Below are 22,327 nucleotides of genomic sequence, written 5' to 3' on the forward strand. Positions count from 1 at the left end.
GCTGTGCGGCAACTTGCCGCACAACAGCCAAGGGTATGACGGGCAGGTTTGAACTTAGCCACAAAGGTGCGTTCAAGACGCACGTTTGTGAGTTTATGTGAACTTGACATGGTGTTTGATGATGAGCGATTATGTGCGTCATGGATGCACAAAGATCATCTCGGCTAAACCATCTCTTGCTTTCTCTGCCAGAAGGATTTCTGGCAGACAGCGCGTGGCTGCAAGCACAGGGGCTCTCTCGTTCGTCGATACGCGACTATGTGGATCGGGGTTGGCTCGAACGACTAGGGCCGAGAGTGTATCGACGGCCCATGCAAGCAGCCAAGAGTTTGCTTCGCTGGGATTTGGTCGTCCTCTCCCTTCAGCAGGTCATGCACAAGCCGCTTCATGTCGGCGGTCGAACGGCAGTCGAGCTATCCGGTTACGCCCACTATCTCGAAGCCGGCGATGCTTCCACGGTGTACCTCTATGGGCAAGGCATACCGTCCTGGCTCGCCAAACTTCCCTCGTCGGCTCACTTTGAAACCCGTTCTATTCGTCTCTTTGCGAACTCCAGTACAGGAGTTGAGATGAGGCGCTACGATTTGCGTTCTGGTGAAGCTGCTGGCTCCACGAAGGATGCGGAGTCAACGAGTCCGTGGGAATGGTCTTTGACGATGTCGGTGCCGGAGCGAGCAATCCTGGAGATGATGGATGAACTTCCGCAGCACGAGAGCTTTCATCAGGTTGATGTCGTCATGGAAGGACTCGCCAATTTGCGTCCTGGACTGGTGGGGAAGCTCCTGCAGGAATGCAGGAGTATAAAAGTGAAACGCCTCTTTCTCTGGTATGCGGACCGACACGGACACGCCTGGTTGAAGCATCTCGATCAGTCGTCCGTCGATCTAGGAAAGGGAAAGCGTCAATTGGTTCCCCAGGGCCATTTCGACTCTCGCTATCAGATCACGCTCCCAACTGAACTGTTCGCTACCGGAGGTCCAAGCGATGCCCAGTGAAGTCTTCGAGGCGCAGGTAGCCCTTCTGGTTCGCCTGCTGCCGTATGTGGCGGCGGAAACCTGCTTTGCCCTCAAGGGTGGTACGGCAATCAATCTTTTCGTGCGAGACCTGCCTCGGCTCTCGGTGGATATTGATCTCGTTTACCTGCCCATTGAGGATCGAGAGACTTCGCTTCTGGGCATACGATCTGCTCTGGGTCGCATCGCCGAGACCATTCGCAAAGCGATTCCCGGAAGTGTCGTCACAGACACGGCAAACGCTGATGGAACCAGAATTCTTATTCGTCAGCGGAACGCCCAGATCAAGATTGAAGTCACTCCGGTTCTTCGGGGAACAGTCCATCCAACCGAGTTGGGGATTGTACGGCCAATCGTGGAGGAACGATTTGGCTTTGCCGAAATCCAAGTGGTTTCATTCGCTGATCTCTACGCGGGAAAACTGGTTGCAGCACTCGACCGTCAACATCCTCGGGATCTATTCGATGTTCAATACCTGCTTGCGAATGAAGGCATCGACAAGACTCTCTTCCAAACCTTTCTCGCATACATCCTCAGCCACAACCGTCCAGCACACGAAGTCCTGCAACCGCGCTTGAAAGAGATAAGGCAAGCCTTTGAGCAAGAGTTTGTGGGCATGACCGTCGAAGAAACTTCCCTCGATACACTTCTTGCAGTACGACAACAACTCATTTCGGAGATTCGTTCTCACCTGGATGAAGCCTCCAAACGGTTCCTGCTCTCATTTCACGAGCTGAAACCTGATTGGGATCTTCTCGGATTACCCAACGTCCGCAACCTTCCAGCAATCCGCTGGAAGCTGATGAATCTCGAACGGTTGAGAATCGAGCAACCAGTGAAGTACGAGGAAACGCTTGAGAGTCTTGAAGCGACGCTTGCCACCATTGATGGTAAACCGGTGGTAAACCGGTGAATAGCATTCTGGATGCCGTTCACCAGGTACAAGCAGACCTCCTTGTTTTCGGGATCACTCCACACTCCGAGTTTGGAGGCGTGATCTTCGGAAGCACGGCGAGTGAGCTGGCCCAGCACGCACGATTTGATGTTCTCGGAGTCCACTAGTTGCTGGACCACAACATCAACGATTCTCGCGCGGAATCCGGAGAACCAGACACTGTGCGTTGCTTAGAGCTGCTGAGAAAGGGGAGTTTATGGCAGAAGTGGATTTACAAAGACAACAGGACGAGCCCCTCGTGAACGCGGAATTAGTTGATCGTGGTGCAACAGATGAAGTCCTCGTTGCGGCGGCCAAGTCAGGGGATCATCTCGCCTTTGTGGAGTTGTGGACGCGGCACTCAAATACGGCCTTCAAGATCGCCTACCGGATCATGGGAAACCGAGACGACGCAGAAGACGCGATTCAGGATGCCTGGATGAAAGCCTATGTTCATTTGAAGACATCCGACGGCAGGGCAAAATTCTCAACCTGGCTCACGCGAATTGCGATCAATTCAACGCTCATGACTCTACGGAGGAGGCGTACCCGTCGTGAGACGTCGATGGAGATCACGGACGGTGAGAACTGGGTCCAATATGAAATTACAGACGGCAAGAGAAGCGTTGAAGAACTCTGTGTACAGCACTCAACGGTGAAGTTCGCGATCTAACTTTGATCCGGCGCGCCAAGGACACCATGAACATCGCCATCCAGGTGGTGTTCCCGCAGCCGATGCTCGAGATTGGTATGCATCCGAGCCCCGAGATTGCAACCGCACTGACCCTTGCCTACAACAAATGGTTCACCAAGAACATTTTGTCCAAAGATGAAAAGTTGCGGTCATTGCTCGCATTGCCATTCGAAGATCCGGCGGCCTGCATCCGCATGATTGATGAGTATGCTGGATTTCCAGGCGTCATCGGCTTCATGGTGACCAGTCAGCGCAGGATTGCGGTTAATAACAACGCTTACATGCCGATCTACAAGAAGCTCGAGGAGTTGGGCTTGCCGCTGGCCTTCCACGCTGGCCCGACACTTTCGGATTCGATGGTCAGCCACATGAACAAGTTTTTGTCGATTCATGCCATGTCGTTCGTGACCTGCAACATGCTTCATCTGACGAACTGGGTCATCAACGGTCTTCCGGAGCGCTTTCCGAAGTTGAAGGTGGTCTGGGTAGAAAGCGGCCTCGCGTGGGTCCCCTTCATGATGCAGCGCCTTGATCACGAATACCTCATGCGCCAGTCCGACGCCCCGTTGCTCAAGAAGAGGCCCAGCGACTACATGCGTGAGATGTATTACACCTCGCAACCCATGGAGGCTACTGATCTTAACTTGCTGCAGGCCACCTTCAAGGCAATCAACGCCGAAACTCAGTTGATGTACTCATCTGACTGGCCTCACTGGGACTTTGATACCCCAGGCCGGATGGCGTGGCTACCATTCCTGAGCGATGAGGGAAAGCGCAACATCCTCGGTGAGACTGCGCGGAAGGTCTTTAATCTGTAGCTCTTCCACGATGCCCGCATGGTCTAGACGCTCAGCGATTCCCGGCATCCACTGCACCGGGGTTCAAGATGCGCGACTCAATACTGCAATTTCAACCGCAATAGCAAATGGCGAAGCCGCTCGTCGGCTTTGGCAGGGAGAAATGTCATGACAGCAGTCGGTAGTGTTCAAAATGCGGCACAGAGCCAGAAAGGTGCGGGCTCATCTTCAGCCCCGACACGTTACAGCAAGTTCGACGGCCAATACATCTCGGGTGTTTGGCGTCACGGTAACCCGCTTTCGTTCTGGCTTTGCTACTGTTTGCGGCTTCTTCTCGCCTCTGGCTTTGTCCTTCGCGGTGAACTCCTGCTTGACCTTGAGGGCGATGGCATCGGTGTCCACCTTGTACGCCTGGGCTGCGGCGCGGAGAACCTTACCGCCGTCCGCTTGCCTACTCGCTGAAAGCAGGATGGCAGCTTCGACGATCAGCTTGCCGATTGCGCCCTCCTCTGCCTTACGGAGAAAGGCGGTTACCCTCCTGTTCCGTTTGAGAACTTTCTGTAAGCGGAAAAGTCGCACCACTAGTGCGACTTTTGTCTCTATGTGCCGATCTCGCGGAGCAGCCAAGGCAATGACATCACCTCTGTCGTCGAGTCGAGCCTGAATCTCTCCTCACCGGGATAGAGCACGATCTGCCTTGTCGCCCGGATGTCTTCGCATCCAATATAGAAGCCCTTGCTCGGTGCCGGATTTCCGAGAGAGCGTTTGACCTCAATGGCCCAGCGCTCCTTTGCACTGAACTCGATAACGAGATCAATCTCCGCTCCCACTGAAGTACGGTAAAACGTAGGTCGGGCTGTCGCTGGCAGCGTATGGAGGATGTTCTCGATGAGCATTCCTTCCCAGCTTGCACCGACAACGGGATGCCCAAGCAACTCCTCCTGATCGCGGATACCGAGCAGGGCATGCAGCAATCCGGTATCGCGCACATAAACCTTGGGTGTACGAACCAGCCGCTTCTTCGCGTTCGTAGCCCACGGCTGCAAGCGGCGAACGAGCAGCAAGTCCACCATGATATCGAGGTAGCGTGCGACCGTATGCCCGCTGACGCCGAGCCCGCTGGCAATCTGCGCTGCATTAAGCATCTGCCCCTGGTTGTGCGCGAGCATTTGCCAGTAGCGCCGGAGCGTCTCCGCTGGGATACGCGGCCCGAGCGCGGGGACGTCGCGCTCAAGGTAGGTCTGGATGAAGGCAGAACGCCATGTGAAGCTGTCCTGGTCATTGGCGGCTAGGAAACTGTCAGGGAAGCCGCCGCGCACCCAAAGTTGGTCAGCCGAGCCGATCCCAGCCTCGGCGACTTCGCTCACAGAAAATGGGGTGAGCTCTTCGTAAGCGATGCGTCCAGCAAGGGTTTCGGCAGACTGCTGCAACAGGTCGATAGAGGCAGAGCCGAGAAGCAGGAAGTGACAATTGCGCTTGCCCTTCCGACGCCGCTGGTCGATTAGGCTACGGAGCGTCTCGAAGATGCCGGGAAGCCGGTGAATCTCGTCGAGTATGACCAGCCGCTCTGCGTGCTGTGAGAGGTACAGTTCCGCATCGGTCAGCTTCGCTCGGTCGGAGGGAAGCTCCAAATCAAGGTAGAGGGCCTGCTGTCCAAGCTCATCTGCCAAGGAGTGTGCGAGGGTGGTCTTGCCCACCTGCCGAGGGCCGAGAAGCGCCACAGCGGGAAACTGCTGGAGGAGTTTACGCAACTTCGGCTGTGCCAGCCTCGCAATCATACCTTGTAATTATGCCACGCCGCTTCATATTTGCAAGGTGCTATTTTGATAGTCCCGTCTTGCATACGATCTACTTCACTTGGCTGATTCAAGCTGCAGCGTTCTGACTTCGGGCGGGAGGTATGACTACAAAGGTGAAGCACTTCGTACCCTTTATTCGCGTAAAGATCCGCTGTGGAATCGTGCTTAAGTCCGGATTCCATTGAGTCTATATAGAGAGGCCCTGAGACGGGGCGTTGACATGGGTAAATTCAATCGCTGACGATTTGGAGATGTCGTTGCTCAGGTTCTTGGTCAGGCTCGATGCATCGTTCGTGTAAATCTCAGCGTCGAACCGCGCGCGCGAGACCGAGACATAAGCGAAGCGCGAGTTAATGAGGTCCGGGTGGCTGGAAGTGTCAATGTTGACGAGCACTCGATCTGCGGTAAGGCCTTGGGAGCTGTGGCTTGTGACCGCATAGCCATGATCGAAGTGGCGGCTGGAAGACGGGTCGAAGTCAACCGACTTGCCGCTATCGAGAGAGACGGAGATTAGGCCTTCGGCAATCTGCTTGATGGTGCCCAATTCACGATTCGAGACGCCCAGTTCCTTGTCGGGAGCCGTGAACTGAATACGGTCGCCCACGGCGAAGTCCCTCTCGATCTCTCGGTACACACTGACACCTGCGAGACGCTTGGGGTCATAAGCAGCTTGTTCACCGGAGTCTTTCTCTACGGTAACAAGATTCTCCTTTGGGTTTGTGAAGACGACGCGCGCGTAGCTGCCGCCCTCTATATCGAGCACCGCACTCCCGCGCGAGTAGCGCAGGATATCGTCCGGGTTGTAGCGCTCGGCCCACTGCCGATCAGCGCCTGTCAGGTCCTGGCGCGGAATGAGCACGCGCAAGGCATGATCGACCGTATCGACAACACCCTTGGTTCGTAATTCCTGTCGCACGGCTTGGTTCAATTCGCGGCGCGAGGCGTTGTCCGGCGAAACAACCAGGGTGTTCTCTGGGTGCTTCGCATAGTCCTTGGCAATGGCCTGAACTCGTTCTCGCGGATCCCCGATTTCCTGCACTCGGCCTTGTCTCGTCAACGCTTCTATACCGCCAGCCACATTACCCACGGCAAGCTGTTCCACGGCGGTCTTCAGCTCCGGATCTTTCTGACGCACGATCTGGTTAAGTTTCGCGGTATTCATCCCGGCCTCCTGCAACTGCTGGAACGGACGGCCAGCCTCGACCGCCTGGTGCTGGCGTGTATCTCCTATAAGGATGACGCGATCCTGTGGGCCAAGACGGCTCAGAAAATCGCGCATCTGGTTGGTGCTGGCGAGGCTCGATTCGTCCACGAAGTACAGCCACTTCTCTGGCATTTCCTGTTCTTGCTGTCCCCGTGCGAGAAAGCCCTGCAACGTCCCCGAATGAATGCCGGCCTCCTCAAGCTGCTTGGCAGCGCGGGAGGTCGGCGCGAAACCTTCGACCTGATACCCGGAGAACTCCGCCCCCGCTCGGACGACCTCAAGCGCGGTCGTTTTACCGGCCCCTGCGACTCCCTGAATTCCCTGTACCCTGTCGTGGGAGGTCAGCACTTCTTTGATGACCTCCTGCTGTCCGGGATTGAGGTGAGCGTGCCGCTCCGTCAGGGCAAGCGCGTCCCTAATCGACAGCATCGGTTCGACTTGGTTCTGTCCATTTCGCATCTGGCGAACGATGTCATTCTCGGCAGCTATGGCCTGGGCCGTTGTGAGCTGTCGGCCTGTTTGATGAGGACTACCGTCAATGGTGGAGAACTCCCCAGCAGCATGACGCGATTCGAGATTGTCGCGCACGAGCGCATAGGGCGCTTCGCCCATTCCTCTGCGAAGCGCATCACGCATCAGGAGGCGCTCGTCCACGACCGCCTCGCGCTCAAAGTTCTTATCTCGGGCGAACGTAACGGCCTCCTGAGCCCTCAGCGTACCGTTGCTAAGCGGATCCAAATGCAGGGCGCGTTCGCGGGCTGCATGGACAACCGCGTCGGCCTGATTGCCGAAGTCCGCCCCGAGCTGCCGGTGGGCGGCGAGAACTTCCTGCGGCGTAAGTATCTCCTTACGATCCCGCGTGGAGTGGGCGGCGATCTCAGCCGCCTCCTTGCTATTGCGCCCGGTCGATTCCAGATACTCCCGAATCTGCTGACTGCGAGGACTGGAAGCGTCAAGATACTCCTGTGTGTATCCCTTGATCTCCGGCGCTCCGCTTCTTCCCGGCTCCAGTTCATAGCCCATCCGCGTCAAGCGGTAGGCCAATTCCGATTGATAGACCGCCGTCGTAAATTGCTGGGATTGGAAGAGCGCCCGTTCCTGAAGAGCACGGCTCTGACCATCTTCGCGCTCGGTCACGTTGAAGATCACGGCATGGGTATGGAGCTGCGGCGCGGCATAGCCATCGACGGGCCGTGCGGTGTCGTGCTCGAACTTGGCGGCAATGAACTTACCCGTTGTCTCCGCTGGATGATTGCCGCCGATCCGCGCTTGAGTGTAGTGCTCCAACTGGTCCAAGGCGACACGCACACTCTCACGATGCGCTTCACGAACACGGTCATCGCCACCCACGAGGGCCGTCAGTGAAACAGATTTGGGGGCGGAAAAGGTAGCGTCCCAGCCGGCTCGGTGCTCCATTGCCTTGACCGCTTTCCCTCGATCATCCTCGTACTCGTAGGCTGTCCTGTGACGGACAAGCTGGTCCTCTGTCTGCGGATGCTGGCCCTGGCTCAACTTTGCGAAGTCCTCTGCGCTGACCGCTCCGGTTAGACCATATTGCTCCGCTAAGCGTCCCTGCCATTCCCCCTGCACAGTGTTCCCCTGCGCCCAATAGCTCTGCTCCTTCGCAGTGAACTCCTTGGCGTGATAGGACTGCGCTTGTCCAGCCGAAAGTGCTTTGGAGATGGTCAGCATAGCGGTTACGACACCTGCATTCCGAGATCGTCCGCAGATGGCTCGATATCAGTCTCCGGGGAGGCTTCTTTAGCCTTCGATGTGGACGTTGTCGGTGGTTTCGCCGGATCGATCTTGCGCTTCTTGCGCGGAAGGAAGTCATCGAACTTGTCATCGAGCTTCACGAACGGCATGGAGAAGCGGGCGATGTGGTTGCCGTACTTGAGAAACGCATTCAGATCGGGAAGACCCTGGATCTCAGATGGCATGACCATCGCTTCTCTGAGGCGTTCCAACGTGAAGTTCTTCCCAGCGCGGCTGCCGTCGTAGTGGGTTTCCTTAAGCCGCTCAATTTCTATCTCGCCAAGGTTGTCGGAGATCCATTTCGCCGCCTCTGGTTCATCCGTCCTGAAGAAAATCTTGGTCGCGGGCTGCGACAGCATCGCCTCCGCATCGTGACCGTAGCGAGTCTCAAGTTGGCTGCGTCCCTGAAAGCCGAGCACGATGGGATTTTCGCATTTCCGATTCTGCGTCAAGGCTGTATGCAACTGGGGAAGCCGCTGCAAGCTGGCCATCTCATCAATGAAAAACCAGACACGTTTCTGGTCTTTGTTCCGCATTCCCAGCAAATGCAGGATGAGCATATCCAGCCACACGCAATGCAGGGGTCTAATGGCTTCGTGCGTCTGGACGGTGGAGGTCAAGAATATCCAGCCGTCCCGATTCTCACACCATGATCTCGCGTTCCACTGACGATTCCCGGCTTCCTTAAGTGTCGGGAGCATCCTCAGAGTCGTCGCAATCTTATTGAGCGAACTCAGGACGCCGACGCGCTGTGGGCCCGCCGTCCGATCGACGAGAATCGAATGCTCCGTGTCTTCAAGCCGTGCTTCGATCTTGTCCTTGCTTGCCATCCATTCGATCAAATCTTCTGGCGTCGGTTTTGGTTCGCGGCTAATCAGGTAGGCAAAGATTTTCTGCGGGCTCTCAACGAAGAACTGGTTGGGGATTTTGTCGGGCTGGTAGAACGAAGTTGCAAGAGTCAGGGCCTCCGCCTCGTCATCCACCTCCTCTGCCGGATTCCAATACGGCATCCTCTCGTCAAGGGGATTGAGCACTACATCGTGTCGCTTCTCGTTGTAAAACTGGCGGATGAACTCACCTGCCGGATCGAAGATGACGGCACATTCGCCACGCTCCTGGATGCGAAACGCCAACTGCCGAATGCAGCTCGACTTGCCGGAGCCGGTGTCTCCAATGACAAGGATGTGTTGGTTCTCCGCCAGTGCCGGAATGCACAGCAGCTCGTCCATATCGTCCGTCTTGATGCCGATGCCGTCGCCTTGGATGGCAACATTGAACTCCTTGGCTGTGACAAGATTCGGCCCCTTCAAACGTCGCCCATAGCGTAGTTCCTTGCGATGCTTGACGTCCTTCGGGAGAGCAAACGGGAGTATAAGGACGATGGCGATTCCACCGAAATAGATCTGCGTGGAAAATAACTGCCAGAGATCGTAGCCGCTGTAGACCTGCTGTGAGAAGAAGGTGTGCAGTGGCTTGTTCACATACATCCGTCCAGGCTCGCGCCATATCCGGTCGTACCCTTGTTGACTCGCCAGCTTGGAGACCTGGAGGGCAATGGGCTTCCCGTCGGGCTGGGCCGTAGACCCAGCCTCGGTATCAGCAAGACTCGCAAAGCGAGACTGCTTTCCATTGCTCACGAAGAGAAGCTGATACTTCGCCGTGGGCCGGATGCTGGCGACGGAGCGGACATAGTACAGAAGGTAGTAACGCTCAAGCGGCTTCATCCCAAACTGAAAGCGCAGGTAGATCAGGAAGCCCATGAGGACGAGTCCTATAAAGATCGCCCCATAGGTGTTGTAAAAGCCGCGCGGCGGCCAGATGATGGATTCTTTTCTGCCCCACTTCTCGACGTTTGCCATGACTATCTGTCCTCCTGTTTCAGGCGCTGAGCGAGCAGTTCCTTGGCACGTTTGGCTTTGCCGGACTGCACATTCTTCGCAAGCTCCTGACACTGTTCCGCCGTCAATGTCTGGCCCTGCAGCAAATGGGAGAAGCCGCCCATGAGCAGCATTTGCAGGCCGACAAGCTCGGTGAATACATGGGCGGAGATGCGGTCGTCCTCCGCCCGCTTCATTCGCTCCAGCAACTGCTCTCGCGCCCAATCGCCGACCTTGTGCCCCGTCCGCCATGCCTCTCTTTCGAGCGTGGCGTATTCCATCTCCGTGACGCGGACACCGATCTGTCGGCTCTTTAGAGAGGGGCGGCAAACCTCTTCGTTCTGTTCTGCGAGTGCGCTATTTCCAGCCATGATTTCCTCGCTCAGGAAGCGATAGCGGACGATACCGAAAGGTAGCGGGTGCTATCGCAGCTTGGTAAGTTGCTCATTCTGTCTCCGGTAGCGGACGCTATCGTTTGGTAGCGAACGCCAACCCTTCAAGGGATGGAGTGTCAACATTCTTCCGGTGCGGAGCACCGTTCTTGCTCCATCCCGGAATTGCATGCCGGATCATGCCTTCGACACCCGTGCAGAATCGACAGCTTCAACAGCCGCAACAGGCTTCTTCACGGGCTGCTCGGGAGCATCATTCGCAGGAGCTTTACGGATGCGAAGGGTGGAGGAAACTTGCTTCGCCTGCGGACTCTTCAAAAAGTCCTGGAAGTCACGGTCCTTCACAAAGACATAGTTGAGAGCCTTATTTACTACGTCATCCGCCGATGCGTGGATGAAGGTGGCGTACTGATCGACCTGGGCCGCAGTTGCTTCGTCCAACCGGACGGAAGCGCTGATCTGACGGGATTGGGTGACTTCAAGTAACGGCATATTGGTTCTCCTTTGAGGTGGGGTTTAAGCAAACTTTCTGCGGCCAATCATCCGCTGCGCGGTGGCTGCAATCTCCCGCGCACGAGCGCAGCAATGTTCGGCGGGGATCTCGCAACGGCGGCGGCTTTCAAGCATCGCGACGACATCCGATACGGTTGTGCCTTCCAGCAGCCAAAGACGAGCGGAAGCCATATCGACCGTCCGTTGCGCGTAATACCGGGGATTGGGCTTATCTTCGCGACGTAAAGCGAGCAGATCCGTCAGCATCACCGCGTCCGTGCCGTGGGCAAGCTCATCCACAACCCAGGTCCAATCGTGCTCGGAAGCGGTCGGCATATCGGGACGAATGTGATGCACGGTCGGGCGAGGTAGTACGGCGGCCTCTGGCGGAACGTGCAGGCGGAAGTCCTCTGGTTTCCATGTGGCGTGGGAGAGGTATTCGATAGTCACCGTTTGCGAGGGATCATACTTGCAATTCGCAAATCCTGGTAAGCGAAGGACACGGTTGCAATCCGTGCAGGCGGGATCGCCGCCGAAGGCGATAGCAATCAGCTTGAGCGTGGCCTCTTGGACGTCGAAGTCGAAGCCTTCGACCCGCCAAAGCACCTGATACTTGCCACTTGAGGTAGAGAGAATAGCCGTTGGCGTCGGTACTAGATTAGAGGCCCGAAGCGCAGCGAGTCGGGCCTCCCCGTTTCCGTCGATATCTATATATAGGTGGCGAATGGCGGCGATGTTCTCTTTGGTACGCCTCCGGCTGCCAGAGCGGAGCGGATTGGCAGCGACATAGATGTTGAAGCCTTCCGTATTCTGATGAGCAAGCCAGCCGAGGTAACGAGGCGCTAGAGCACGCTCCAGAAGAACGATCCGCTGGAGTGTAGAAGCCGCAGATTCGCGGCGAAGCAGGAGCGCAATCGTCTCACTCGGAGCGAAGCAACGGGTGAGGAAGTCGTTGGCAATTGTCTTCATGGCTGAACCTCGAAGACCGGCTCGATAAGGAAGCGCTTTGCGTCACGGTCGTACCCGCGAAGCGCCAGCACTTCGCGGATGACGCGGCGACCTGGCTGCCGCTCGACATGGATAACGAAATCGACCGCTTCTGCGATCTCTGCCTCGGTGTCGGAGAAGGTCGTCTGCGCGTGATTCCGCATGACGAGATTGGCGAAACGATGCAGAGCCTTCTCAGCGGAGTTCGCATGGATCGTAGCAAGCGAACCGGCATGGCCAGTGTTGAGCGAATCGAGCAGCGTCCGCGCCTCCATACCGCGCACTTCGCCAAGGATGATTCGGTCCGGTCTCCAGCGGAGAGCGGACTTGAGAAGGTCATCGAAAGAGATGCTTGCCTTGAACGTATCAGTCTGGCACTCAACCGCCAGCATGTTCGGTTTGCGAATATGAAGCTCCGACGTATCTTCGATGACAACGATGCGCTGATCCTCAGGGATGGCGTTCGCAAGTACACGGAGGATGGTCGTCTTGCCAGTAGAAGTTCCGCCGCTGATGAGCACGGTCTTCCCGTTGCGAATGTACTCTGAAAGCAGTTTAGAGAGCGGCTGCGTCAGCGTGCCGCGAGCGATCAGGTCATCGACCGTGTAATGACGGCTGGGGAACTTCCGAACGATGAGCGCGGGCGAAGGCCGCACGACCGGAGGAATGACGGCCGCAAGCCTGCTCCCGTCAGGGAGCTGCGCGTGGAGGACGGGGTTGTCTTCGTCGAGCCTCTTGCCAAGCTGGTTGGCGATGACTTCGAGGCCGGTGCGAAGCCTGCCGGCGTCGAAAGAAACCGTCTCTTCTCTTCGCATAATCCCATCGCGCTCATACCACCATGAGGAGTCGGGATTGCCCATGATCTCGCTGACGCTGTCGTCCAACAACAGCGGCTCTATGGGGCGAAGAAATGGAAGAATCAACTCGAAACTCATAGCGGGTCCTCACAGAGATGGAAGCCCAGCGTGTAGCCAGGCTTCCGGGGGTAAAGAACAAGCGGCCTATGCGGCCTCTTCCTCAAGGGTTAGGTCGTGCTGCTCCTGCTCTTCCGGGCTGGCCTTCTCTGCGCGGTCGAGCTTCAGGATTGAATCGACCTTGATCTCCCAGATGCGCTGCTTGGTTTCCGTCTTCTTGCTGTCGTACTCCCGACTCCGCAACTCGCCTTCGACCTGGATATGTGCGCCCTTGGTGAGCGTCTTGGCGAACTCCGAGAGTTTGCCGAAGACGATGCAACGGTGCCATTCGGTGTGGGAGATGTACTTGCCATCCTTCTTGTATGAGGACTTGGTTGCCAGCGAGAGGGTTGTGAAGGTGCGGTCGTTGTTGGCGCGAACTTCTGCGTCGTTGCCGAGGAAGCCGATGAGGGTTACTTTGTTCTGGTACATGGTCGTGTCTCCGTTTGTTGAATTTCCCGAACTTGCTCGGGTCACTAAATAGCGAAGTGGGCCCGGCTCCCAAGTGCCGAAGCTCTGCATTTACGGAGGCTCCGGAACGGAAACCGTAACCCGTAGGGCGGCGTAGCCGAAGCAGAAGAGCGAGCTGCCGCAGGGCGCCGGATGGGGCCCCGAAGCAGTGACCGTGCAAAAGGCGGGATAGAAAACGGGCAGACACATGCGGGAACATAGTTCTCATCTGCGTTCTGGCTGCGGAAGTTTGCCGAAACTGCAACGTCATTCGAGCGGCCAAGAACTCTGCGGAAGGATGACCCTTCGCCACCTTCATTGCATGGTTTCTGGCCTTGGTTCGTCGCGAACACCTGCATAGGCACAGGGGGGGGTGAAGCAGCCGGATTGGCAGCAATTTTGGGCATCTCGAAGCCTCTGGGAAAGTCGATAAATTCTTAGCTGAACGCCTGGTCGGCCCGGAAGCGCACGATGGTCAACCCAAGAGGGTCAACGGCCAGCTCGTTGTTCTTCACGTTCTCTCGGAAGACATAGGTCACGCTGGCTGTCCATCGCTCCCGTTTGAGTTCGGTATGATCCGCCGGGTTCGTGAACACCTTCTCGAACTCGATCCGTGCCGCATAGGGCGACTGCCGGAGGTCGTCAAGGACGACGCTCTTCACTTCTATATCGACATAAGGAAGAGTGCTGTCGTTCCGATAAGTCAGGATGATGTTGTCGTTTCGTTCCTTCTCAATCACGGCACGCTGAACGTCACCATTGAGGAAGTAGAGAGCGCTGGTTTGATCGCGCTCGATGGTGAAGCGGTTGCGGCTGAAGTACAGTTCGGCCCAGCGGGTCAGATAATACTTGTTTTCGGCCTCCTGGGGCCGGTACTGGAAGTTGCGATAGTCGATCGCTTCCGCACGTCCCACATCGTTGATACGAACGATCAATGGGTGGATCCCCGCAAGGGCTTTCTGACTCTTGAAGACGAGCACGGCAAGCGAGAGGCAGACGACCAACAGAACGACAATCGTCACCTTCAGATAGGTATTCATCACCAACGGATCACCGTACTGCTCTAGATAGCGTTCCGCTGCACGAGTGATCTCGGGAGACGCTTTTATTGCTGTCGCCATATTCATCCTCCGTTTACTTCAACAGTCCCGCAGTTACCATCCCTGTCATCATTCCCATGCCAGCATCATGTCCGCCAGTGTGGCCGGAGAAGAGCGAGGCGGTCATAGCGGGAATCTTGAGCAGAATGAAACCAGCAACGAAGCACAGCATGAGCAAAGCCGGCATGAGAGTAACCAGCTTTTCCGGGCTATTGAGGTTCATCGCTCCGCTGGTGAGATAGGTAATCAGCAGATGGCTCATCACGCTCATAGTGGCTGCAGCTACGACCTTGTAGAACTCAAAACTGAGAAACGCTCTTAGCCAACCCCAGAACAGGAACTCGGTCTTGTCGAAGACCATCCAAGGTATGAATACAGGGCCAAGCAATCCGATGATCGTCGCCCCAATTGCTCCGTAGGCGATGATGACGGCGATGAGTGCGGTCAGAACGCTAAGAATGATTTGTACGGTATAAGTACAGAGGAGTTTATACGGCTCGGTGAACGATGGAGAGAGATTTCCGGCCTGCGCCAATGCGGTGCGAATGGTAGTCTGCACCTCCTGCGTCGAGTCGTGGCCAATGTAATCGACGAGGTTACTCGTGCCACCGCTAATGAAGCCCTTGAGCGAATAGCCGATACCGGGTATGGAGCCATCGTAGAACTTGACGAAGCAGTAAGCGAAGGTAATCAGTAGAAAAAAGTTCAGAAACTTCCCCAGATTGAACCCAGGACCACCCTGGGCAGAGGCGAGCGCCTCCTGCACTCCAAACCAGACGAGCATGATGGTGGCGAGGGACAGCACCATATGCACTCCCAGAGAGTCTACGGAGGGAGCGACCGTTGCTGTCAGATTGTCGCATCCGTTTTTAATGAGTATGAGGAAATCCATGCCCGCCTCTCCCTTGGATCAATAGTGGAACGCCCACTGCGTACCCGCGCTTGTCTGCTGCGGTGTAACGGTATTGAATATTTGCTGATAACTGTTCCCAAGCAGGAAAAGCGATTTTAGATTGTCTTGCTGCACCTTCCGTCCAACCATCTGCTGCAATGCTTGAGCTTGGATCATCTGGTTAGTCTCCTGCTGTGTTCTCAACTCAATCAATAGTGCTTGGTTGATGCGCTGTAGCGTTGCCATCTCGGTATGCTGGGCTGGATCGGCAGAGTGACTCGCAGCTTCAAGTTGGCTGATATCGGCTTCGCGCTGGATGGAGTTCGCCCGTATTGAGCCAACCGTCTGTAGACTCGTCGCGTTTGCCGCATCTGAGAGATCGACGGTGGCACCTTGGGTGGCAACCGCCTGTTGCCCTTGCAGACTGAGCGAGCTGTATCCAGAAATCTGGCTGGTACGTTGCACACTTGCGGTCTGGTTCGCCGACGATGCGCCATATCCGGTAGAAGCCGCATTCATCCACGCTAAAGAATTTCCGTAGGTATTTGCAGGCTGCGTGAGTGTGATCCACTGCTGGCGTCCTAAATTGCTATATGACATATAGAGCGACTGCGGGAGGTTCGCCATGCGTTGCGCGAGGTTGTAGGCTCCAATCACGTTCTGTGTGGTCTTGAGCGTGGTTGTATAAATCTGATTCGCTTGGAGTATCTGTTGGGCTGCGTGGGCTGACTGTGCCGGATCGTAGACGATGCCGGATCCGAACTGAGCGTGTGCTATCGGTACGGCTGTTGCCATTGCGAGGGCCGTAATAAAGAGCGTCTTCATAAATCTTCTCCTCTGGGTTATTGCTTGGCGTGTTCCGCCTGGAGTCGCTGCCATGCTTCCTTAACTTTCTTATCTTCTTCCGTGCATTTCTGGCTTACTGTTGGCGGTATTGTCAGATATTCGGCGGAACAGTCTTGATGAAACTGACTAGCTAATTGGTCGTACTCTTTCTGAAGTGCATCAACCTTAGCTTGATGACTCTCACATCCGTTCAGGCCGAATACGGCAACAGCGATGGCAGCGACAATGAACTTTCTCTGCATAGACATCCTCCTAGAACGATTGGGCTATCGTGTGGTTGCTGTACGCAGGCAGCAACATATCCTGCGTAAAGTAAACTTTGATGCGATGGCCCTCGCGGATGGTTATCGTTGGCGGAATCTGAATGAAGCGGTCAAGAATACTGGTTGCCGACTGAGACACGCTGCCGGCGGCCCCAGTGGTGAATGCCTGTGAGCCGCTGGTAGAGATGGTGCCGCCGCCCTGGGTAATTACGCCAGCTCCGGCGATGACGCCTAGGGCAATTGAAGTTCCAAAGATCTCTAGGTAGTGGTTATTGACCTTATCTTTCAAACCCTCCTCGCCGATCTGGTCGAGACCGTGGAACTGGTCGAGGTCCACGGAATAACCATCTGGCATAATCATCCGGTGGAAGGTTACGGACATTCGGCGTTGCTGGCCGAAGCCTGACGAGCCAATCTTCTTCGCTTCACCCAGCACGATCGTCCCGTCAGGGATAAGGACGTGCTGGTGATCGTGCGAGTACACGGCATTCGAGACAAGCACCTTCACGGGGCCAACGGCATCACCATCCAACCGATTCATCAAAACCGTGTCCATCGTCAGCCCTTCATAAATCACATAGGCTTGGCCGATGGCTGAGTCGATATTAACCTCCGGGCCATGCTTGATCGACGCCTGTCCCATCTGGCTCGTCCGTTGCTCACCTGCTCCACGGGGAGCAAGCAAGCTGCTTTCCTGTTGCTGAGCACCCGGGGCATAGCCGGTCGGCATAGCACTCCAGCGCTCTTCTTCGGCGCGTTGCGGCGGCGGATCGGCTGGGCGCGAGTAGGCGAGATTCGATGAGAATCGCGACTCGAACGCCTTCTCCCGCTCTTTCACCGCGAGTTGCTGAGCCGCTTCCTGCTCAGGGGTCATCTGCGACTGGACTCCGCCTGCCTGTTGGCTGTACCCCTGTGGCGGACAAGTTTGTCCGGGGACGCACGGGATACTCTGGCCGTTCGTGCTGTACCCGGCGGCAGCGGCACGCTGTGCGGGCGTCGCGTTTGAAAACGCGGGGTCGGTCCCAGCTGCTTGCGCTGCCGCCGCCTGGTTAGCCTGCTTCTGCCGCTCGGCGGCAAGCTGGTTCTTCAAGTCCTGCACGTTGTTATCCGTGTTGTCCTGCAAGTTCGGTTGCGGAGGTTCATGCCGTGCCGCTGCTTGTTGCGCGGGCGTTGTTTCGGTGTGCGAACTGGCAAGGGCAGCTAGGATCACAAGCAAGGCTGCGCCGAGATAGACAAACAACTTGATGTTCTTCTGGAGAACGCCTCTGGGCACGAAGGCGTTCTTCGACAACCCCGGCTCGGCATGGGGCTGGCCCTGAATTTGCGGATCGTCGGTCTGCTCTGCCATATTGAACGCTCCTCTTAAAGCCCTGAATTAGCCCTTGCGTGTGAAGTCCATGCGCTTCTTGCCCAGTTCGACGTACCCAGAATCCATCACCTTCGGGATGATGTACGTCCCGTCGCGGAGATCGTAGGTGATGAGGTTCGGTTTACCGTCCTTCATCTCGTAGACCGAGAACTTCTCCGGGGCATTCGTCTTGATGTAGGTGAACTTGTCGTCGTGATAGATCGACTGAATATCGAACGGGGCCTCGTTCGCCTTGTACGCATAGTCGAACTTCAATTGCATCGGATAGGCGCTCTTGTACTCATCCACGGCCTGGGTGACGTGTGACTGCAGGGCTTCGACCTGCTGCTTCGTCTGTTCCAGTTGAGCGGCGGGGACATACTGTGCAGGGCCGGACGAAGCGACAATGGAAGACTTATCAGCAGGCTGGATCAACACCTTCAAGTCGGGCGCTTCCGCAGTACCGGACACGTCCTGCAAGGTGAACGAATAGATGTTGCCCTTGTCGGTGATTAGATTAAGGTTGGAACTGATACCAGCCTTCGCCGGATGAACGAAGCAGAAGTTGCCGACTACGTCGACGACCCAGAAGTCCCTGTCGCCGGTCGCCGCCTCCATGATCTTCTCGGTGGGCGGAACCTGAATCAGTGTCGCGTACTTGAGCTTGGCGTGAATCGGGACGATGTCCTGCGAGTGATACTGCACAGTGCGGGCTGAAACATCCTGGGCGATGGCGGCAACTGACGATAGAGCAAGGACGACAGAGATAAAGATACGAAGCATGACGAACCTCCTTATCGGTTGGTGGCAGATGAGACGGCCAGAGTGCGGGGTCGGAACGGATGGTCTTCGGCGAGTTTGCGGAGCCCTTCGGCGATACCGAATTGCTCGAAGTATTCACGCTTCTTGAGGTTGTCGCGGGCGTTGTTCGTCGCCGTCCAGTGCGAGACGGAATCGACGTTCAACTGAACCTTTTTGCTGGACTGCGCCTTACGAATGAGCATCTGTCCTGGAGGGACAAGCCCCGCGATCAACTCAAGCTCGGTATCGTTCAAATGGAATGCTTCCCGGTAGAGATCGCGGTCCATCTCAGGGTTCGCAAGGAAGATTTTCGTCGGGCAGCTTTCGGAAACAATCTGGAGCATCCCCGACTCTTCAAGCTCCTTGATGGACTGCGTGGCGAGGATCATCGCAGCATTATGTTTGCGCCAAGTTTTTTGTCCCTGGACGATGTAGCTCCGGATGGTTTCGTTCTTAATGAACAGCCATGCCTCATCAAGCAGGAACATCTTGAAGGTAGCGAGCTTCTTTGGGTCGGCAATCTCATTGCTAGCCCGGTGCAGGACATAGAACAGCAACGGCTCCAGAACATCGGGAGCATCACCCCAGCCGGCGAAGTTGAAGGTCTGGAAGCGGCTGAACGAAAGTGTGTCGGCCACATTGTCGAAGAGAAACCCATACTGCCCGCCCTTGGTCCAGCGATGCAGCCGTTCTTTCAACTCGCCGATGATGTTCACGAAATTCGATATGGTTCGCTGACCGGACTCCAGAACATACACCCGCTCGATCGCGTCCCACAGTCTACGCTCTTCCTTGAAGTCCAGCCGGTAACGCTGGTCGTTGCCCTCGATCAGCACGCGAAAGAAGCTGAAGAGAAACTGCATATTCTCCTTCGTGGGCAGCAGAGAGAATGGGTTGATGGTGAAGTTCCTGCTGTCCTGGCCGACGTTGAGATACGACCCACCGAAGATCGTCGTCAGCGATTGGAAGCTGCCACCGATGTCGAAGATGAACGTCAATGGCGCGTACTTCTGGCCGTTTTGCAACACGAAATTAGCCAGGTACGATTTGCCCGAGCCGGTCATTCCTAGGATGAGCGTGTGAGCAACTTCACCGTTATGCAGGTTGAAGAAGTACGGCGTACTGTTGTCCGTCTCAAGGACTGCAAGATACTCCGTGCCGAGATGCGCGTTCGTCTTCTCCCCCGGCAGGATCGTAAACAGGAAGCTCAGGTCGGCATAGTTGCTATTGAGCAGGTACAGTTTGCGGAGATTGAGCGCGTAGTTGCCGGGAACAGTGGCGAAGTACGCATTGAGCTGGTTGTAGGTCTCGGCGTAGAGGTTGCCGTCTGCGTTAGTAAAGACACTGGTGAACTCGCCGATGAGCTGATCGAGCTGTGCCTTGGAACCTCCATACACAACGATGGAAAGAGAGAAGTCACCCAACGATTGGCCATCTCCGAGAGCTCGGAGGCAGTCGCCCAGATTCTCTATATCCGCCTGCTTCGATTCATCTACCATGACATCACGGGGGTTAGCCTTCGCCACGTCATTCCCCATCTGCGACACAAAGCCCGTCTTCGACATATTGAAGTGGCGGCGGCGCTTAGTAACTTCCTTGCGCGCCTTGGCAACCGTCATCGGTGTCCACTCGGTGCAGACCATAAAGTTGCCCGCAATCTTGAGCAACGAATCCAGCACCAATGGCCGTGTCTCCGTGATGGCCTCCTTCATTGTCATCACGCGAACGAAGTGGTCGCCCACACGCAGATGATCGCGTTCGGCTTCGATGTTGGAGTTGACGACCTGATAGTCGAGGAACTGAGTGCTCTGCGGTCTGCCCGCAATGCGCGTAGCGTCATAGTTGAGTAGACGACGCAGGAACGTGAACTGCCCCTGCTGGTCGAGAACCGTAATCTGAACGAAGTCCGCAAGCTGCCTAGTGAACGCCTGGACGCGCTGGTCAAGCCGAGCATGATCGGCTTCGATCTGCGTCCGCAAGAGCGTTTTCATGGCATTATTGGTGAACTGAGCGCGGAGTTCGCCTACGGCTCCAGCGGGATCGGTGAAGAGACGAGCAAGGGCCGTCCCGATACCTTGCTTCGATCTCGCACCCTCCAGCAGCACCACATAAAAGATCTCGACCTGATAGAGGTCATCTCGCTTCGACTCGAAGAAACGGCGGCGTTGGTCGATAGCGGCCTCGACGACGGGATCGTCGTAGGTGTCGAATGGAATCTCTGGCCGGTTCGACTTGAACAGGTATTGATAGATATGGAACCCAGAGCCGAAGGCTTTGAGCGCAGCTTCGAGCCGCTTCACGGCGTACTCCTGCTCCGCTCCATCAAGGCTTTCGTAGTCCACACCTTGAACCTGCAGGACTACTCCGAGGTCGCCCGACTTCGTAAGGAAAGTCGTTTGATTCCAGAACCCATAGAGGTTGATGTGGTCGTTGAGAGCAGCGCTCTCTTTCCATGGCTTGATGACTCGATTCAGTCGCAGCATCACACCACCTCCACACGCGGGACGACTTGCTTTGCACTGTCGTACCGCAACTTGTATTTCTCGGACTTTGCCAGGATGCGAAGGAACGCGGGATCGCTAGTCGTCACCCAATGACCGAACACGAATCCGCAAATGAAGACGCCAATCCCGGCCAGTATGCTGTTGAACAGATTGAACGCTCCCACAGCGCCAACGCAGACGAAGTAAAACAGTGTCCGTTCCACACCGAGATAGGTGAGGGGCTTATGCAAGCTCTTGAAGACGCGATTTGTGCGACGCTTCCGATTCTGTTGTTCGGACATAAGCCCCTCGCAGGTTGAGATTGGTGATGTAAGCAGGAGAGTGGAGACGGTGGTTTAGCCGCCCCAAAGCCAGCTCAGAACGTTGGTGGCGAGAACGGCGATCCCCGTTCCGGCGGCAACACCGGCGAGGGCTTTCTTGGCTCCGGGTTCGCCATGCGCGAAGCCGTAGCCACCGATCACTATGGCGATCAGCGATGCAACCTTGGCGACGGTTCCGGTGAACAGGGTTTGCAGGTTCGTGAAGCCGCTATCGAACGGGCTCCCAGACTGCGCATAGGCTGCGAGGGGAAGGAAGAGACATACGGCGGCGAGAGGGATGGACAGACGCATCCACCTCCGAAATGCCTCGGCTGTCTTCTGGGGAAGGATGATTCGTATGCTGCGGGACATCAGCACCTCCAGCGACCCGGATTGCAGTCGCGATAGGCCGACGTTAGGCGCGGTCCATCATCCCGTCCAATACTTCCTATTTATCGGGTGATAGCTGCCATGTATCACCTCTAAGATCATTCTCAGATTCGAGTACGGTTTGCTTGACGAAGTCCAACTTCCTGGTTGCCGACAATCCAACCAGAACGCCAGAAGGTGTCTGTTGAGAGCTCACCGAGTGACTCGGCCTGTAGCTGTCAATAAACTCGATATTCATGAGAACGGCGATTGTGGGGGAGATGGTCAGCCCTTCCCTACAATCGCTTAGGGCATCCTAACGCGACGTCGCTTTGACTTCGTCCCAAATCTGACTTTTTCAACACCCACGCCTGTTCTCACCAACTGAGAACGGAACGCTACCAATTCCCGGTGGCCTGGGAGATATCAACTGCCGCAATGGATACAGCGCATCCTCAAACCATGAGGGTCGCTGTCGACGCAATTGTAAGAGAGCGCTCGCCTGAACTCAGTTCTTGTTAGTCCTCCATACCCGTTCAAGAACCCATCAACCGCCGC

23 protein-coding genes are annotated in these 22,327 nt (G+C 56.1%); 5 read left to right on the forward strand and 18 right to left on the reverse strand.

Going from position 1 to position 22,327, the window contains the following annotated elements:
* Nucleotides 1-140: 140 nt before the first annotated feature.
* The 5 genes from BDD14_RS08885 to BDD14_RS08905 all read left to right on the forward strand — a co-directional run bounded on the left by BDD14_RS08885 (nucleotide 141) and on the right by BDD14_RS08905 (nucleotide 3,459).
* A complete protein-coding gene (locus BDD14_RS08885) occupies nucleotides 141-995 on the forward strand; it encodes a type IV toxin-antitoxin system AbiEi family antitoxin (protein WP_130418487.1) in 855 nt (284 codons plus the stop codon).
* Nucleotides 985-1,926: a nucleotidyl transferase AbiEii/AbiGii toxin family protein gene (locus BDD14_RS08890; protein WP_130418488.1), complete on the forward strand. Its 942-nt coding sequence runs from the start codon at nucleotides 985-987 to the stop codon at nucleotides 1,924-1,926. Before BDD14_RS08885 ends, BDD14_RS08890 begins: the two co-directional genes overlap by 11 nt.
* Nucleotides 1,923-2,075 carry a universal stress protein gene (locus tag BDD14_RS08895; protein ID WP_130418489.1) on the forward strand — a complete coding sequence of 51 codons (153 nt, stop codon included), beginning with the start codon at nucleotides 1,923-1,925 and terminating at the stop codon, nucleotides 2,073-2,075. The genes BDD14_RS08890 and BDD14_RS08895 overlap by 4 nt, the downstream gene beginning before the upstream one ends.
* An 89-nt stretch (nucleotides 2,076-2,164) precedes the next feature.
* Nucleotides 2,165-2,620: an RNA polymerase sigma factor gene (locus tag BDD14_RS08900; RefSeq protein WP_130418490.1), complete on the forward strand. Its 456-nt coding sequence runs from the start codon at nucleotides 2,165-2,167 to the stop codon at nucleotides 2,618-2,620.
* Between the two features lie 26 nt (nucleotides 2,621-2,646).
* Entirely contained in the window at nucleotides 2,647-3,459 is an 813-nt protein-coding gene (locus BDD14_RS08905) for an amidohydrolase family protein (protein ID WP_130418491.1), read from the forward strand.
* 207 nt (nucleotides 3,460-3,666) lie between these two features.
* Here the strand turns inward: BDD14_RS08905 and BDD14_RS08910 are convergent, their stop codons facing one another.
* The 18 genes from BDD14_RS08910 to BDD14_RS08990 form a co-directional block, all read right to left on the reverse strand.
* Nucleotides 3,667-4,020 carry a hypothetical protein gene (locus tag BDD14_RS08910; protein ID WP_130418492.1) on the reverse strand — a complete coding sequence of 118 codons (354 nt, stop codon included), beginning with the start codon at nucleotides 4,018-4,020 and terminating at the stop codon, nucleotides 3,667-3,669.
* Between the two features lie 17 nt (nucleotides 4,021-4,037).
* Nucleotides 4,038-5,189 (reverse strand): ATP-binding protein, encoded by a 1,152-nt coding sequence (locus BDD14_RS08915; RefSeq protein ID WP_207231707.1) that lies wholly within the window; start codon nucleotides 5,187-5,189, stop codon nucleotides 4,038-4,040.
* 235 nt (nucleotides 5,190-5,424) lie between these two features.
* Nucleotides 5,425-8,133: a MobF family relaxase gene (mobF, locus tag BDD14_RS08920; RefSeq protein WP_130418494.1), complete on the reverse strand. Its 2,709-nt coding sequence runs from the start codon at nucleotides 8,131-8,133 to the stop codon at nucleotides 5,425-5,427.
* A gap of 5 nt (nucleotides 8,134-8,138) precedes the next feature.
* Nucleotides 8,139-10,055 (reverse strand): type IV secretion system DNA-binding domain-containing protein, encoded by a 1,917-nt coding sequence (locus tag BDD14_RS08925; RefSeq protein WP_165419998.1) that lies wholly within the window; start codon nucleotides 10,053-10,055, stop codon nucleotides 8,139-8,141.
* Between the two features lie 2 nt (nucleotides 10,056-10,057).
* Complete coding sequence (locus tag BDD14_RS31705; RefSeq protein WP_165419999.1) at nucleotides 10,058-10,444, reverse strand: plasmid mobilization protein; 387 nt, start codon at nucleotides 10,442-10,444, stop codon at nucleotides 10,058-10,060.
* Nucleotides 10,445-10,642: 198 nt separating this feature from the next.
* On the reverse strand, nucleotides 10,643-10,957 hold the full coding sequence (locus BDD14_RS08930; protein ID WP_130418496.1) for a hypothetical protein: 315 nt from the start codon (nucleotides 10,955-10,957) through the stop codon (nucleotides 10,643-10,645).
* Nucleotides 10,958-10,981: 24 nt separating this feature from the next.
* Complete coding sequence (locus tag BDD14_RS08935; protein WP_130418497.1) at nucleotides 10,982-11,926, reverse strand: DNA-primase RepB domain-containing protein; 945 nt, start codon at nucleotides 11,924-11,926, stop codon at nucleotides 10,982-10,984.
* Entirely contained in the window at nucleotides 11,923-12,879 is a 957-nt protein-coding gene (locus BDD14_RS08940; protein ID WP_130418498.1) for a TadA family conjugal transfer-associated ATPase, read from the reverse strand. Before BDD14_RS08940 ends, BDD14_RS08935 begins: the two co-directional genes overlap by 4 nt.
* Before the next feature lie 66 nt (nucleotides 12,880-12,945).
* On the reverse strand, nucleotides 12,946-13,329 hold the full coding sequence (locus tag BDD14_RS08945; protein ID WP_130418499.1) for a single-stranded DNA-binding protein: 384 nt from the start codon (nucleotides 13,327-13,329) through the stop codon (nucleotides 12,946-12,948).
* A 455-nt stretch (nucleotides 13,330-13,784) separates the two neighbouring features.
* The gene (locus tag BDD14_RS08950) at nucleotides 13,785-14,468 is read right to left on the reverse strand and encodes a VirB8/TrbF family protein (protein WP_165420000.1); all 684 of its coding nucleotides are present in this window, start codon (nucleotides 14,466-14,468) and stop codon (nucleotides 13,785-13,787) included.
* A 13-nt stretch (nucleotides 14,469-14,481) separates the two neighbouring features.
* Nucleotides 14,482-15,339 (reverse strand): type IV secretion system protein, encoded by an 858-nt coding sequence (locus tag BDD14_RS08955; RefSeq protein WP_130418501.1) that lies wholly within the window; start codon nucleotides 15,337-15,339, stop codon nucleotides 14,482-14,484.
* Nucleotides 15,340-15,357: 18 nt separating this feature from the next.
* On the reverse strand, nucleotides 15,358-16,164 hold the full coding sequence (locus tag BDD14_RS08960) for a hypothetical protein (RefSeq protein WP_130418502.1): 807 nt from the start codon (nucleotides 16,162-16,164) through the stop codon (nucleotides 15,358-15,360).
* Nucleotides 16,165-16,181: 17 nt separating this feature from the next.
* Complete coding sequence (locus BDD14_RS08965; protein ID WP_130418503.1) at nucleotides 16,182-16,427, reverse strand: hypothetical protein; 246 nt, start codon at nucleotides 16,425-16,427, stop codon at nucleotides 16,182-16,184.
* A 10-nt stretch (nucleotides 16,428-16,437) separates the two neighbouring features.
* The gene (locus tag BDD14_RS08970) at nucleotides 16,438-17,796 is read right to left on the reverse strand and encodes a TraB/TrbI/VirB10 family type IV secretion system protein (RefSeq protein ID WP_130418504.1); all 1,359 of its coding nucleotides are present in this window, start codon (nucleotides 17,794-17,796) and stop codon (nucleotides 16,438-16,440) included.
* A gap of 27 nt (nucleotides 17,797-17,823) precedes the next feature.
* On the reverse strand, nucleotides 17,824-18,579 hold the full coding sequence (locus tag BDD14_RS08975) for a TrbG/VirB9 family P-type conjugative transfer protein (protein WP_130418505.1): 756 nt from the start codon (nucleotides 18,577-18,579) through the stop codon (nucleotides 17,824-17,826).
* An 11-nt stretch (nucleotides 18,580-18,590) separates the two neighbouring features.
* Nucleotides 18,591-21,080 (reverse strand): VirB4 family type IV secretion system protein, encoded by a 2,490-nt coding sequence (locus BDD14_RS08980; protein ID WP_130418506.1) that lies wholly within the window; start codon nucleotides 21,078-21,080, stop codon nucleotides 18,591-18,593.
* Complete coding sequence (locus BDD14_RS08985; protein WP_130418507.1) at nucleotides 21,080-21,382, reverse strand: VirB3 family type IV secretion system protein; 303 nt, start codon at nucleotides 21,380-21,382, stop codon at nucleotides 21,080-21,082. Before BDD14_RS08985 ends, BDD14_RS08980 begins: the two co-directional genes overlap by 1 nt.
* 54 nt (nucleotides 21,383-21,436) lie before the next feature.
* Complete coding sequence (locus tag BDD14_RS08990) at nucleotides 21,437-21,772, reverse strand: TrbC/VirB2 family protein (protein ID WP_130418508.1); 336 nt, start codon at nucleotides 21,770-21,772, stop codon at nucleotides 21,437-21,439.
* Nucleotides 21,773-22,327: the final 555 nt, after the last annotated feature.

This window comes from Edaphobacter modestus (assembly GCF_004217555.1).
Taxonomy (GTDB): domain Bacteria; phylum Acidobacteriota; class Terriglobia; order Terriglobales; family Acidobacteriaceae; genus Edaphobacter; species Edaphobacter modestus.

Excerpts from the sequence above, each read along its gene's own strand:
- BDD14_RS08950 (WP_165420000.1), bottom strand. The coding sequence starts at position 14,468 with ATGGCGACAGCAATAAAAGCGTCTCCCGAGATCACTCGTGCAGCGGAA.
- BDD14_RS08890 (WP_130418488.1), top strand. The coding sequence starts at position 985 with ATGCCCAGTGAAGTCTTCGAGGCGCAGGTAGCCCTTCTGGTTCGCCTG.
- BDD14_RS08980 (WP_130418506.1), bottom strand. The coding sequence starts at position 21,080 with ATGCTGCGACTGAATCGAGTCATCAAGCCATGGAAAGAGAGCGCTGCT.
- mobF (WP_130418494.1), bottom strand. The coding sequence starts at position 8,133 with ATGCTGACCATCTCCAAAGCACTTTCGGCTGGACAAGCGCAGTCCTAT.
- BDD14_RS08940 (WP_130418498.1), bottom strand. The coding sequence starts at position 12,879 with ATGAGTTTCGAGTTGATTCTTCCATTTCTTCGCCCCATAGAGCCGCTG.
- BDD14_RS08905 (WP_130418491.1), top strand. The coding sequence starts at position 2,647 with ATGAACATCGCCATCCAGGTGGTGTTCCCGCAGCCGATGCTCGAGATT.
- BDD14_RS08985 (WP_130418507.1), bottom strand. The coding sequence starts at position 21,382 with ATGTCCGAACAACAGAATCGGAAGCGTCGCACAAATCGCGTCTTCAAG.
- BDD14_RS08990 (WP_130418508.1), bottom strand. The coding sequence starts at position 21,772 with ATGTCCCGCAGCATACGAATCATCCTTCCCCAGAAGACAGCCGAGGCA.
- BDD14_RS08975 (WP_130418505.1), bottom strand. The coding sequence starts at position 18,579 with ATGCTTCGTATCTTTATCTCTGTCGTCCTTGCTCTATCGTCAGTTGCC.
- BDD14_RS08925 (WP_165419998.1), bottom strand. The coding sequence starts at position 10,055 with ATGGCAAACGTCGAGAAGTGGGGCAGAAAAGAATCCATCATCTGGCCG.
- BDD14_RS08935 (WP_130418497.1), bottom strand. The coding sequence starts at position 11,926 with ATGAAGACAATTGCCAACGACTTCCTCACCCGTTGCTTCGCTCCGAGT.
- BDD14_RS08930 (WP_130418496.1), bottom strand. The coding sequence starts at position 10,957 with ATGCCGTTACTTGAAGTCACCCAATCCCGTCAGATCAGCGCTTCCGTC.
- BDD14_RS08965 (WP_130418503.1), bottom strand. The coding sequence starts at position 16,427 with ATGCAGAGAAAGTTCATTGTCGCTGCCATCGCTGTTGCCGTATTCGGC.
- BDD14_RS08970 (WP_130418504.1), bottom strand. The coding sequence starts at position 17,796 with ATGGCAGAGCAGACCGACGATCCGCAAATTCAGGGCCAGCCCCATGCC.
- BDD14_RS08885 (WP_130418487.1), top strand. The coding sequence starts at position 141 with ATGGATGCACAAAGATCATCTCGGCTAAACCATCTCTTGCTTTCTCTG.
- BDD14_RS31705 (WP_165419999.1), bottom strand. The coding sequence starts at position 10,444 with ATGGCTGGAAATAGCGCACTCGCAGAACAGAACGAAGAGGTTTGCCGC.
- BDD14_RS08955 (WP_130418501.1), bottom strand. The coding sequence starts at position 15,339 with ATGGATTTCCTCATACTCATTAAAAACGGATGCGACAATCTGACAGCA.
- BDD14_RS08960 (WP_130418502.1), bottom strand. The coding sequence starts at position 16,164 with ATGAAGACGCTCTTTATTACGGCCCTCGCAATGGCAACAGCCGTACCG.
- BDD14_RS08945 (WP_130418499.1), bottom strand. The coding sequence starts at position 13,329 with ATGTACCAGAACAAAGTAACCCTCATCGGCTTCCTCGGCAACGACGCA.
- BDD14_RS08900 (WP_130418490.1), top strand. The coding sequence starts at position 2,165 with ATGGCAGAAGTGGATTTACAAAGACAACAGGACGAGCCCCTCGTGAAC.